Origin of the sequence: Geminocystis sp., assembly GCF_041753295.1 — a bacterium.
GTDB lineage: Bacteria > Cyanobacteriota > Cyanobacteriia > Cyanobacteriales > Cyanobacteriaceae > Geminocystis.
In genome coordinates, this window is the sequence record NZ_JBGSUU010000068.1 from 18,967 (window position 1) to 32,066 (window position 13,100).

The following is a 13,100-nucleotide window of genomic DNA, read 5'->3' on the forward strand; positions in this document are numbered from 1 at the left end:
AGCTAATTTTTATGAAACCAGCCTAAATCTGGATAAACATTCCATCACCGAAAGAATAAAAACGGTATTTTTCCTCAATGGCTTTTTGATAAATACTCATTAATCTTTCCCTACCAATTAAAGCACTAACTAACATTAATAAACTAGATTTAGGTAAATGAAAATTAGTAATTAAACCATCTATTACTTTAAATTCATAACTAGGATAAATAAATAAATTTGTTTTACCCGAAAAAGGTGCTAATTTTTGTTGTTGTTGATACGCACCCTCTAAAGTCCTAACTACTGTTGTCCCTACTGCTATTACTTTCTTCCCTTTTTCTTTCGTCTGCTTAATAGCATCAATGGTATTTTGATTAACTTCTATCCATTCTTGGTGCATTTCATGGTTTAAAATATCTTCTACTTCTACAGGGCGAAAAGTACCAATTCCCACATGGAGAGTTACTTTCGCAATGTTAATTTGTTTTTCTGTTAATTGTGTTAATAATCTCTCCGTAAAATGTAGCCCCGCCGTAGGTGCTGCGATCGCCCCTTGTTTTTCAGCATAAACAGTTTGATATTGTTGAGGATTAGCTTGAGACTCCGTAACATAAGGAGGAAAAGGAATATTACCCACTTTATCTAAAATCTCCCAAAAAGACTGACATGGATTAACCTCAAACTGTAAAAAACGCCCTCCCGTTGATTCATCTTTACCGATTACACTGGCTTTTAAAATATCTCCAAAAATAATTTCACTACCTATAGAAAAACGCTTACCCGGCTTTACCAAAGCCAACCAACAATTATTTTCCATCTCTTCCACTAACAACACTTCTACTTGCGCACCAGTGGACTTTTTCCCATATAAACGGGCTGGAATTACCCGAGTATCATTTAAAACTAATAAATCTCCAGAGGATAATAAATCGGGCAAATCAGAAAAAACATGATGATTAATTGTCTCCTGAGACTTTACCACTAATAAACGAGAAGTATCTCTAGGAATGACTGGATTTTGAGCGATTAATTCTAAGGGTAAATAATAATCATAACTAGATAATTGTTGATCAAGATTCATAAATAAACAATGAAATTAATTTTGAAGAAAAATAACTTAACAAATTGACTTGCTAAATTAATTGTCAAGGGAAGACTCAAAACTGTCAATATCAAGTATTTTGAAAGATGAATAACCCATAGCTGCCAAAATTTTTGTCTTACACCCTTGGCAAATGTTAAAAAGTATTAAGAAAATTAAGCAAAAGTGGACTTAATATCGCACAATGATCTGCGAAGACAAATTAAACCTCTTCCAAAAAAAATCATCAGGAATTGTAACTTTAGTCGGTTATACTGATGAAAAGAAAAAATTATCCTTGAGATAAGATTTTCAAAACTTCCTGACCAGTGGAATCAAAATTCTGGTTAAATTAATAAATACTATTTAATATTTTGTTTGGAGGAATCCATCAATGAGTATCGTCACGAAATCTATCGTGAATGCTGACGCAGAAGCACGCTATTTAAGCCCCGGTGAGTTAGATAGAATCAAAGCATTCGTAACCTCCGGTGAATCTCGTTTACGCATCGCTGAAACCTTAAGCGGCGCTCGTGAGCGTATCGTAAAAGAAGCAGGAGATCGTTTATTCCAAAAACGCCCTGACATTGTTTCCCCTGGTGGAAATTCTTATGGTGAAGAAATGACTGCTACCTGTTTACGTGACATGGACTACTATTTACGTTTAGTTACCTATGGAATAGTAGCTGGTGACGTTACTCCTATCGAAGAAATCGGTTTAGTCGGCGTAAAAGAAATGTACAAATCTTTAGGTACTGACGTGGGTGCAGTAGCTCAAAGTGTGCGTGAAATGAAAGAAGTTGCAACTGGCTTGATGTCTTCTGATGACGCTGGTGAAGCTGGTGCATATTTCGATTATGTTATCGGAGCAATGCAATAGGTTTTAGATTAACAATCCCTAAACCCTATAATCAGTGCTAAATAATTTTAGTCCTGCAAAATACTAAGCAAAAGTTAATTAAGAAGAAAGGAAAACAACAATGCAAGACGCAATTACTGCTGTAATCAACTCCTCCGACGTACAAGGTAAATACCTTGATGCCAACGCTTTAGGCAAATTAAAAAGCTACTTCCAAACTGGTGCACTTCGTGTTCGTGCCGCTAGTGTAATTAGTGCTAACGCCGCTACCATCGTAAAAGAAGCTGTAGCTAAATCCTTATTATATTCTGATGTAACTCGCCCCGGTGGTAATATGTACACCACCCGTCGTTACGCAGCTTGTATTCGTGACTTAGATTACTATCTCCGTTATGCTACCTATGCTATGTTAGCTGGTGATGCTTCTATCCTCGATGAGCGTGTACTCAACGGTTTAAAAGAAACCTACAACTCTTTAGGTGTACCTGTAAGTTCTACCATCCAAGCAATTCAAGCCATGAAAGAAGTTACCGCTAGTTTAGTTGGTGCTGATGCTGGTAAAGAAATGGGTGTTTACTTCGACTACATCTCCTCTGGTTTAAGCTAATTGATTACTACTATTTAGTAACAATCCCTTAAAACTTAACCATCGTGTTAGGAATGTCCAGAGTGAGTGCTAGTTTAGTTAGACTAAAATAGGCTTAATTGATTTAGTATTGACTCTTGACTCCTAACTATTATGATTAAAATTTTACATAAATTGAGATTTAGATCTGAGTAATTAGAACTAAAAATTAACTGTTTTTATATAAACTAAATTTTCGACAAAAAAGTTTAAAAGAGATTTAATCATCAAGGAGATAAATCCCCATGAGAATGTTTCAAGTAACGGCTTGTGTACCAAGTCAAACCAGAATTAGAACTCAAAGAGAGTTACAAAATACCTATTTTACTAAATTAGTTCCTTATGATAACTGGTTTAAAGAACAACAAAGAATTCAAAAAATGGGTGGATCTATTGTTAAAGTTAAATTAGTTACAGGGCGCCCCGGTGCTAATACTGGTTTACTTTAAAAACATAAATTCCAAGATATTATTTAATATTAAAAATAAGGGTATGAATTGATAATTCTGCTCTTTTTTTTGTCAAAATATATTTTCTATCTTTACACAACGTTAATAAAGCATATTTTACTGTTTTTGTCAATACCTAAAACCCTAAAAATAGTTAAGTATTTACTCTGATACAAGATAAAAAATGTCGTGTTATAATATTTGATTATACATAGAAGAAATTAAGACTATGGCAAACATCAATATTTTAAATGATGGCATTTCAGCAGTAGAAGGACAAAATCTTCAGTTATTCTTCACTATTGAACTTTCCGCCCCCGCAACGACTAGCACAACATACTATTATAGTACTTCTAGCAATACCGCCATTGCTGGTTTAGACTTCACCGCAGCTAGTAATACCGCCGTAACATTTGCTGTAGGGGAAAGAGTTAAAACCATTGCCATTAACATTACCAATGATACTTTGGTAGAAGGCGATGAAAGTTTTTTTGTTAACGTTTATAATTCCAACGTTATTGCTACTCAAACATTATTAGCTACAACCTTCGGTACAATTACTGATACTTTAATATCTAACGTAACTACTACCCTACCCACAAACATCGAATCTTTAACTTTGACAGGTACGGGTAATATTAACGGTACAGGTAACACTAACGCTAATAACATTATTGGTAATAGTGGCAGTAATATCCTTGACGGTAGTTCTGGTAACGATACCCTTAACGGTGGAACTGGTAATGACAGCCTTTTGGGTGGTTCTGGAGATGATCTTCTTATCGGTGGTAGTGGTGCAGATACTCTCAACGGTGGTGCAGGAAATGATACTTATGTAATTGATGCCTTCGATATAATTACGGGAGAAACCGATGGAGGAGGTATTGACACCATTCAAGTTTCCACGGGTAATTATGATCTCAATATTCTAGGACCTGGTAGTGTTAGCTTTATTGAAAATTTAACTTTAACGGGTACTGCTTTAAGAGGAACGGGAAATGAATTTAATAATATTATTCAAGGAAATGATAAAAACAATACTCTTGACGGGAAAGACGGCAATGATATTTTATCAGGAGGAGTTGGACTAGATACTCTATTGGGAGGATTTGGTGATGATGTTCTTGATGGAGGTAGTGGTGTAGATTCTTTAGTGGGAGGTGTCGGGAATGATACTTATGTCATCGATAGTGCTTCTGACAAAATCATAGAAACTGCTAACGCTGGTTTTGATACGGTTCAAGTGTCCTATGGAAATTACACCATTGCTAGTCAAGCTAACTTAGAAAATATTACCCTTATAGGATTATTAAAAATTAATGCTACTGGGAATACAGGAAATAATTATTTAACAGGTAATAATCGCAATAATATTCTTGATGGTGGTGCAGGTAACGATACCCTCGATGGTAATGGAGGAATTGACACCCTTAAAGGTGGTGCGGGGAATGATACCTATATTATTGATAACCCTGGGGATATAGTTGATTTGGTTTTAGAAACAGCCAATGGTGGTATTGACACCGTTATCAGTAATACTGACTATGTTTTAAGTGCCAATTTAGAAAACCTGAGATTATCAGGTAATGGAGATTTTTCGGCCACAGGTAACGCCTTAGCAAATGAAATTTTTGGTAATGATGGTGAAAATGTCCTCGACGGAAAAGGAGGAGATGATCTTCTCATTGGTGGACGAGGTGATGATACTTATTATGTCGATAGTGTCAATGATCGCATTCGAGAAGATATTGCCGACTCTGGTGGAGATCTTGTTATCGTTGATTTTGATACGGTTACTTTTTATACCATAAGTGATACGGGTGATGAACGTTTTGTAAATCATATTACCTTAGCTGGACTAGCATCAAAAGCAAAAGGTAATTTTCAAACTAATATTTTATTAGGTAATGAAGGAAGTGACACCCTTGATGGTGGTGCAAATAATGATACCCTTGATGGTGGAGAAGGACAGGATCTTCTTATCGGTGGTAGCGGTAATGATCTATATATGATTGATCTTAGTCTTAATTCAGCTGATAACGATGTAATTTCAGAAAGTTCTAGCTCCGTAACCGAGATTGATACTGTTAAAGCCTCTTACGTTGGTACAACACCCCTTAGTTATACCCTTTCAAATAATATTGAAATTTTTGAATTTTTAGGTAAAGCAAACTTTAACCTTCTTGCTAACGCTTCTAATAATACTATTACTACTAACGTTGGGAATGATACCATCAATGGTGATGCTGGTAACGATAGTTTAATTGGTGGTGTGGGAAATGATAGTTTAATTGGTGGTGTGGGTAATGATACTTTACTAGGAGGTGTTGGGAAAGATACTTTAGTCGGCGGTGCTGGAGATGATCTTTACTTAACTGATAGTTTTTATGAAACTTTAACGGAACTAGCTAATGAAGGTATTGATACAGTTCAATCCACTGTTTCTAACATTTTAAACGCTAATTTTGAGAATTTAGCCCTTTTAGGTTCTAGCAATATTAATGGTACTGGAAACAGTATTGGTAATATTATTACTGGTAATACTGGAAATAATACTCTTGATGGTCAACTAGGAAATGATACTCTCTTCGGAAACTCAGGAAATGATGTTCTGTTGGGGCAAGAAGGTGATGATTTCCTTGATGGTAGCACGGGAATTGATAGTTTATTCGGAAGTGTCGGTAATGATATTTATGTAGTTGACAATATTGCAGATTTAGTTGTGGAGGGAGTCAATGAAGGAACAGATTTAGTAACTACTACTGTTAATTATACTTTGACCGATAACGTAGAAAATCTAACTCTTTTTGTCGGTACTACCATTAGTACAACTAACCTCAATGGTACTGGTAACGCTTTAAATAATGTTATTACAGGTAACTTTGGTTTAAATATTATCGATGGCGGTTTGGGTAATGATACCATGATTGGCTTACGAGGTAATGATTCCTATTATATAAATAGTCTCGGAGATGTCATCATCGAAAGCAGTTTCCTCGAAGATAGTCTTGGTGGCATTGACACTGCCTTTATTTCCGTCAATAATGACACTTTAGAGGGTAACGTAGAAAATCTGACTCTGATCGGTTCTGCACTTAAAGGTACTGGTAATAGCCTTAATAATACCTTAATTGGTAATGCTTTAAAAAATAACCTCATCGGTTTAGATGGCAATGATATTCTAAATGGTTTAGGAAATATTGATACCCTTGTGGGCGGTAAAGGTGATGATACTTATATTATCAACAATACTGGAGTTAAAATTACCGAATTAGCTAATCAAGGCACAGATGTAGTTATTTCTTCTCTCACTTATACTCTTATTCCCAATTTAGAAAATCTCCAGCTAACTGGTTTAGCTAATATCAATGGTACTGGTAACGATGTAGATAATAATATTGGTGGTAATAGTGCCAATAATATTCTTTCTGGTGGTATCGGTAATGATATTCTTACGGGTAATGAAGGTAACGATACTTTAATTGGTGGACAGGGTAATGATATTTTAACTGGTGGTAGTGGTGCTGATCAATTTCAGTACATTACAAATACTGCTTTTTCCTCTCCTAATATTGGTAATGACGAGATTTTAGGCTTTAATCGTAGTGAAGGGGATAAATTTATCTTGGGTAAAACTACTTTTAATTTAACTGGTAATATTGGAGATATTTTAAGTACTAGCCAATTTGCTTCTGTTGCTACGGATAATTTAGCTCAATCTAGTACTGCTCGTATTGTCCATAGTCAGGCGACAGGCACTGTTTTCTTTAACGCTAATGGTGCAACCATCGGTGGTGAAGGCTTTATTTTTGACAGTAATGTTACTACTGCTTTAGTCAATACTGACTTTATTATTGGTTAAATCCTCTTTTAAGATCAAATTATTAAGTAATAAGTAATTGTAGAATTGATGTGTAATTTACTCCCAAGGCTTCACTGTTATCAAACAGGAGGATTAAGGAGTAATTTTTTTTGTCAACCCTATAACTGTAAATGGTATAATTAAACTTCTCTTAATTTTATGATTAATTTTTTATGGAAGTTATACCCGCCATTGATTTATTAGCAGGGCGTTGCGTTCGATTATATCAAGGGGATTATCAACAATCTCAAGTTTTTAACGAAAATCCCTTAGAAGTGGCTTTACAATGGCAAAATCAAGGGGCTAAACGCTTACATTTAGTAGATTTAGATGGTGCAAAAGAAGGTACAACGGTTAATTTAGATATTATTCAAACTATTGTTGAAACTTTAACTATTCCTGTACAAGTAGGGGGAGGATTGCGCGATCGCATTTCCGTTGAACGTCTTTTCAATTTAGGAGTAGAAAGAGCTATAGTTGGTACTGTGGCAGTAGAAAATCCTGAATTAGTCACAGAATTATGTGAGGCTTTCCCCCATAAAATCGCCGTTGGCATCGATGCGCGTAACGGTAAAGTAGCCACTAGAGGATGGTTAGAAACTTCCACCATAGAAGCTACAGATTTAGTTCAACAAATTTCGGACAAAGCAGCCGCTATTATCTATACTGATATTAGTCGTGATGGTACTTTAATTGGTCCTAATTTAGAGGCTTTAAAAGAATTAGCTAAAGTTACTAATATACCTATTATCGCTTCTGGTGGTATTAGTTGTTTAACAGATTTACTCAGTTTATTATCTTTAGAATCTTTAGGAGTAAGTGGCGTTATTGTGGGTAAGGCTTTATATACAGGTAAAGTTGATTTAAAAGAAGCCATCGCAGCCATTGGTGATGGTAGAATTCAAGATATTCCTCTCAATTTTGATAATACTGCGGTGGTTTAAAATAACAAAAATAAGAATATTGACATTAACAATTAATTATGAGTGTTGAAGTAAAATTTTTACCTGATAATATTACGGTAATCGCAGAAGTAGGGGAAGGAATCTTAGAAGTAGCAAAACGAGGAGGTGTTTTTATCCCTACGGGTTGCGTTATGGGTTCTTGTCATGCTTGTGAAGTTGAATTAGAAGACGGTACACCTATTTGTGCTTGTATTAGTTCTATTCCTGCTAATACTTCTAAATTTATCATTAATCTCTATAGTGATCCTGTTTGGTAATAAATTAATTTCCTTTCTCATTCTAGGGAGTTTACGAGAAAAACTGATTCACTTTTACAAATTCTTTCTTTTTAAAATATGGCAAAAATTGTTTTAGTACATCCTCAAATTCCTCCTAATACTGGTAATATTGCCCGAACTTGTGCCGCTACCCAATCAGAGTTACATCTTGTCGCACCTTTGGGGTTTGAAATTAGCGATCGCTATTTAAAAAGAGCTGGTTTAGATTACTGGCCTCATGTTAAACTAACTTATCATCAAAGTTCTGAAGATTTCATTAAAACCGCTAAAGAAAAAGGCGGAAGACTAATTGGCTTAAGTGTTAGGGGTGCAAAAAATTACCTTGAGTGTGAATTTCAAGAAGATGATTGGCTTTTATTTGGTAGCGAAACCGAAGGCTTACCTCCTCAAGTTTTACAGCAATGTGATGCAACTTGTTTTATTACCATGGCAAGTCCCCATGTACGCAGTTTGAATTTATCTGTTAGTGTTTCTGTGGTTTTGTTTGAGTCTTTACGTCAATTAGGGATAAAGGGCAACTCCCCTTAATCCTCCCTTGCAAGAGGAGAAAACAAGAGAGTTTTAGTCAGTTTTACAAATTCACAAGAAATATAAAATAAATATATATTACTACTATAAAAATTTAGGAAAAAAAAATCAAGACTTACTATTCATTATTGGCAATAATAACTCCATAGGCGTTTAAATCTAAAAATTTTTGTGCCGCTTTTTGTATATCTTCTACGGTTAATTTTTGGATATTTTCTGTATATTCTAAAGCTGGAATTAAACTTCCTAACTGTGAATAATAATAACCATATAAATTAGTACGATTACTTGGTTTTTCACTATTAAAAATAAACTGATTAGCTACATTTTGACAAACTCGATTTAACTCTAATTGCGTCACTCCATTTTTTTGAATATCCGCAATATGATTAAGAATTATCTCTTTTACTTGGGGTATATTTTCTTGAGATAATTGTGCCACAATGTAAAAATTTCCTTGTATTTGATGAGTCATATTACTAGCAGAAATTCTAGTAACGAGACGTTTATTTTCCCGTAAATCCCTAAATAATCGAGATAGTTTTCCTTGCCCCAAAATTACCGCTAAAACATCTAAAGGAAGTGTCTTAGATAAGCTATTTAACCCCGGTACACGCCATGTTAACATTAAACGACATTGTTGTAAGGATTTATCGGTATATTCATCGCTGATTATTTTCGAGAAGGGTAATTCCGGTAAATAAGTTAATTTTTCTGGTTGTAATATTTTTTGATTCAATGAGGAACAATCAATGATTTTTTGCGTTAAATCTTCCACTGGTAAGTTACCCACCGCCACTATTGTCATTGCCGATGGTTGATACCATGAATTATGAAAGTACTGCATTTGTTCAGAAGTTAATGTTTCGATAATTTCTTTTGTACCTAATATCGGACGATGATAAGGTAAATTAGGAAATACATTGTTCATCATTTTTTGATAAACTTTACGACTAGGGTTATCATGCGATCGCTTAACTTCTTCTAGTACTACCTTTTTTTCTCGGTTAAATTCTTCAAGGGGAAAAAGAGAATTTAACAACAAATCTAACTGTAAAGGCAAAATATCGCCAAAATCTTGGGGTGTGCAAGTGAAATAAAAATGAGTATATTCCAGACTTGTAGCAGCATTTGTTACCGCCCCTTTAGCTTCTAATAAACGTTCAAATTCCCCACTAGCTAAGTTGACACTACCTTTAAAAATCATATGCTCTAAAAAATGAGCCATACCATTAATTTCATTAGATTCTACCGTAGAACCGACATTAAACCAAACATTCAGGTTAATAGCTGAAACAGGTATTTCTTCTGCGATGATAGTTAAACCATTAGGTAACTTAGTAATAGTGGGAGAGTAAACAGAATTAGATTTAACTAAGGTTGAAGTCATGGTAAATTTTGATTAATAGTTTACTAACTATTATAATATTTATATACTTGTTTCCTAAATCTTATAAACTTCCATATAGAATAAAATTGAACTTTAAAATAAAAGGAAATTAACTTTTTTTATATAAATTTTATATTCTTATTTTAATTGACTATTGATAATTAATAACAATTAATTTATGAATAATTTATTTTTAGTTATAAGTATATTTTAAGAGAAATAATTTAAGATTATTATAGCTACTGAAAAATTATTAATATGAGTAAGAAAAAAACAGAAATTATTTTCCTAGCAGATGAATGGGAAACAAAAAAATTAGGGGAAGAATTAGCACAACAATTAACCGTTAATAGCGTCTTATTGTTAAGTGGTAATTTAGGAGCAGGAAAAACAACTTTAATTCAAGGATTAGGAGAAGCATTAGGTATAAAAGAAGCCATTGTTAGCCCTACTTTTACCTTAATTAACGAGTATTTAGAAGGAAAAATCCCACTTTATCATATTGATTTATACAGATTAAATAAAGGAGATATTAAAGATTTACACTTAGAAAATTATTGGCAAGGTATTGAAGTTGATGGAGGAATAACTGCTATTGAATGGTCAGAATTATTACCTTATTTGCCATCTAATTATATTAAAATTAACTTAGAAATAGATAAAAATTTAGGTAGAAAAGCGACTATTTATTATTAATTTTAGAGACGATCAAATTATTTATTAATAATAGGTTGAATTAAAGTAATTACTTATAATTTAAACTTATTTAAAGTCACCCTTTTAAAAATTATTGAAGTATTTATTTAAAAAATCGATAAAAATTTAGAGAATCCCTTGACAACTGTTGACATTTTTGTTATTATTTAGATAATGGAATGCTTTGATTTTTTTGCCCTAAAAAGTAAGATTTCTATTATTTTATTTATACTTTCTATTGTGACGAAAAAAAGAGAAAAAGTCAAGGAAAATCGAATTTTTTTTAATTAATTTTTGAGAAAACTCAAATTTAATAGGTTTATTAAACTTATAGATGTTTGATAGACTTTTTAATGATTAATTCACGAAAAAAACCAGAGATATTAGCTATTTGGGATACTAAAAATAATAAAACTAAGGTTAATTTTTGAGAAGTAACTGTTTCCCATTGCAAAGGATAAATTAATAATTGCCAATAAAATTTTATCGATTCTATTTGTATCTTTTCTGTCTTAATTTGATGGAAATATTTAGCTCCTTTACCATAGTTATAATGTTGTTTCCAAAAACTTTTAAAAGTTAATAAATGAGAGTGATATATTATTGCCTCTTCTACATAAATCATGGGATAACCTTGATTATAAATACGATAACAAAATTCTCTATCTTCTGCGGCGGGGAGAGGAAAAGTTGTATTAAATCCTCCTAACTCGTTAAAAATATTTTTAGGTATTCCAAAGTTATTTGAAGTAAAAAATTGTGCTTGTTGAGCTGATAAATTATAATAATAATAAATATAATCTACTAAGCATTGACTGGCTTGAGAATAAATATTATTTGTAAGTTTATTAATAGTTTTTCCTCCTAAAATAGCTTCAGGATTTGTAAGCCAAATTTGCTCTAATTTAGTTAACCATTTTTCATGAACTTCGCAATCATCATCAGTAAAAACTAAATATTTTCCTTGGGCTTTTTTTGCTCCATTATTTCTAGCAGTAGCTGGACCTTTATTCTCTTGTTTTAGATAGGTTAAATTAATTTTTTGTTCAAAATCTAGTACTATCTTTTCTAAAGATTGAGGACTACCATCATCTACTATAATCACCTCAAATAAATTTTTTGAGTAGTTTAATTTTGCTAAAGAGTCAAGACAATTTTTTAGTGTTTTTGGACGGTTATAAGTGGGAATTATTATAGAAATATTTAACATATTTTAACTATCTTGAAAATTAATTATTTGTATTTTTAAATCTACTTTATGGGTAATTAAATATGTCAAAGAAGATTTTAATTCCTGTGGAAAACCCTCTGATAAAATTTGATTAATAACATTATTACCCATCGGAGCAAAAATATTTTTATAAGTTCGTTTAAGAATATTTAACATAATTTTTTTATAAGTGATTATTTTTATTTAATTAAAATTTAAGAGGTTTTCCTTTTAGATTAGATGGTGTATCAATTCCCATTAAATTCAAAAAAGTAGGTGTTAAATCTAATAAAGAAATATCTTCTATATATCCTTGTGTTTTTATTGATTCTCCTGCCATTGTAATAAAACCATTAAGGGAATGATAACTGTTTCGATCATAAAATAAAGATGAACTTTGATTAATGTTAATTTTAGGATGTAATAGCTTTTTAAGAAAATGTTGGGCAGGTTGCCATTCAATAAAAATATCGGGTAAATTTTTCGGAGGAAGACAGTTAAACCAATCTACGGTTTTAGCAATTTGTTTGATAGGTGATTTATTGGTGATAGGATCAATTAGTTGTGTTAAATTTTCCGTTATTTCATTTAATAAATCTCGATATTCCTTACCTTGTTTAACAATTCCTTGAGGCTCTCTACCTTCTAAATTGATGCGAATAAAGCTAGTATAAAGTGATGGGATGGCAAAAGCACGAGTTTTTTCCCAGTTAGTATTATGACTAAAACTATCATTTAGTAATCTTTCTTGAATGTTTAAGGGAAAATAATTACTAATTTGATTTCGCCATGATTGAGGGATAAATTTACGGGCTAAAGATAAAGGATTTAAAGATACATTATCCGAAGGAGAATTTAATACTTGATAGCCTAATTTTTGACAAAAATCTGGTATTAATTCCGTAGTAGGATAACTATCTTCCATGCCAAAAGAAGAATAAATGGGAACATTATTATTATGAGGAAGTTGTGTTAATATTAATCCAATTTCTTTGTCAATGGCTTGATAAATGTCTCTAATAGCATTAGTTAATAAATTTGGCGTTGCTGAATTAAAGTATGATTTTTAGATAAGGTGATGCCGAAGGCACGCTACGCGCACGTATCTTTATTACTCTCTTAAATTATCACAGAGGCGTGCTGTGTACCAGAGCCGACGAGCGATCGCTCGTAAC

The 13,100-nt window shown here is 32.7% G+C and carries 13 protein-coding genes; 8 read left to right on the forward strand and 5 right to left on the reverse strand.

Features of this window, described 5'->3' with window-relative positions; translation table 11 throughout:
* Window positions 1-22 precede the first annotated feature (22 nt).
* Window positions 23-1,063, reverse strand: a complete 1,041-nt coding sequence (queA, locus tag ACEW8E_RS07620; RefSeq protein ID WP_373479744.1) for a tRNA preQ1(34) S-adenosylmethionine ribosyltransferase-isomerase QueA — start codon at window positions 1,061-1,063, stop codon at window positions 23-25.
* A 394-nt stretch (window positions 1,064-1,457) separates the two neighbouring features.
* Here queA and ACEW8E_RS07625 point away from each other — a divergent pair, with 394 nt between their 5' ends.
* The 7 genes from ACEW8E_RS07625 to ACEW8E_RS07655 all read left to right on the forward strand — a co-directional run bounded on the left by ACEW8E_RS07625 (window position 1,458) and on the right by ACEW8E_RS07655 (window position 8,629).
* A complete protein-coding gene (locus tag ACEW8E_RS07625) occupies window positions 1,458-1,943 on the forward strand; it encodes an allophycocyanin (protein WP_373479745.1) in 486 nt (161 codons plus the stop codon).
* A gap of 100 nt (window positions 1,944-2,043) precedes the next feature.
* Window positions 2,044-2,529: an allophycocyanin subunit beta gene (gene apcB, locus ACEW8E_RS07630; RefSeq protein ID WP_373479746.1), complete on the forward strand. Its 486-nt coding sequence runs from the start codon at window positions 2,044-2,046 to the stop codon at window positions 2,527-2,529.
* A 263-nt stretch (window positions 2,530-2,792) separates the two neighbouring features.
* A complete protein-coding gene (locus ACEW8E_RS07635) occupies window positions 2,793-2,996 on the forward strand; it encodes a phycobilisome linker polypeptide (protein WP_373479747.1) in 204 nt (67 codons plus the stop codon).
* Window positions 2,997-3,225: 229 nt separating this feature from the next.
* Window positions 3,226-6,858 (forward strand): beta strand repeat-containing protein, encoded by a 3,633-nt coding sequence (locus ACEW8E_RS07640; protein ID WP_373479748.1) that lies wholly within the window; start codon window positions 3,226-3,228, stop codon window positions 6,856-6,858.
* Window positions 6,859-7,031: 173 nt separating this feature from the next.
* Window positions 7,032-7,802 (forward strand): 1-(5-phosphoribosyl)-5-[(5-phosphoribosylamino)methylideneamino]imidazole-4-carboxamide isomerase, encoded by a 771-nt coding sequence (gene hisA / locus ACEW8E_RS07645; RefSeq protein WP_373479749.1) that lies wholly within the window; start codon window positions 7,032-7,034, stop codon window positions 7,800-7,802.
* Between the two features lie 38 nt (window positions 7,803-7,840).
* Window positions 7,841-8,080, forward strand: a complete 240-nt coding sequence (locus ACEW8E_RS07650) for a 2Fe-2S iron-sulfur cluster-binding protein (protein WP_373479750.1) — start codon at window positions 7,841-7,843, stop codon at window positions 8,078-8,080.
* 78 nt (window positions 8,081-8,158) lie between these two features.
* The gene (locus tag ACEW8E_RS07655; protein ID WP_373479751.1) at window positions 8,159-8,629 is read left to right on the forward strand and encodes a tRNA (cytidine(34)-2'-O)-methyltransferase; all 471 of its coding nucleotides are present in this window, start codon (window positions 8,159-8,161) and stop codon (window positions 8,627-8,629) included.
* A gap of 118 nt (window positions 8,630-8,747) precedes the next feature.
* Here ACEW8E_RS07655 and ACEW8E_RS07660 read toward each other — a convergent pair whose 3' ends face one another.
* The gene (locus ACEW8E_RS07660; protein WP_373479752.1) at window positions 8,748-10,019 is read right to left on the reverse strand and encodes a M16 family metallopeptidase; all 1,272 of its coding nucleotides are present in this window, start codon (window positions 10,017-10,019) and stop codon (window positions 8,748-8,750) included.
* 258 nt (window positions 10,020-10,277) lie between these two features.
* On the opposite strand from ACEW8E_RS07660, the gene tsaE reads away from it, so the two are divergent.
* Window positions 10,278-10,715 (forward strand): tRNA (adenosine(37)-N6)-threonylcarbamoyltransferase complex ATPase subunit type 1 TsaE, encoded by a 438-nt coding sequence (gene tsaE / locus ACEW8E_RS07665; RefSeq protein WP_373479753.1) that lies wholly within the window; start codon window positions 10,278-10,280, stop codon window positions 10,713-10,715.
* 328 nt (window positions 10,716-11,043) lie between these two features.
* Here tsaE and ACEW8E_RS07670 read toward each other — a convergent pair whose 3' ends face one another.
* From ACEW8E_RS07670 to ACEW8E_RS07680, 3 genes are read right to left on the reverse strand one after another with little or no spacing between them, the layout of a single operon-like run.
* Entirely contained in the window at window positions 11,044-11,925 is an 882-nt protein-coding gene (locus ACEW8E_RS07670; RefSeq protein WP_373479754.1) for a glycosyltransferase family 2 protein, read from the reverse strand.
* 3 nt (window positions 11,926-11,928) lie between these two features.
* Window positions 11,929-12,102, reverse strand: coding sequence for a hypothetical protein (locus ACEW8E_RS07675; protein ID WP_373479755.1), 174 nt, complete (start codon window positions 12,100-12,102; stop codon window positions 11,929-11,931).
* A 31-nt stretch (window positions 12,103-12,133) separates the two neighbouring features.
* Window positions 12,134-12,850 carry a hypothetical protein gene (locus tag ACEW8E_RS07680; RefSeq protein WP_373479756.1) on the reverse strand — a complete coding sequence of 239 codons (717 nt, stop codon included), beginning with the start codon at window positions 12,848-12,850 and terminating at the stop codon, window positions 12,134-12,136.
* Window positions 12,851-13,100: the final 250 nt, after the last annotated feature.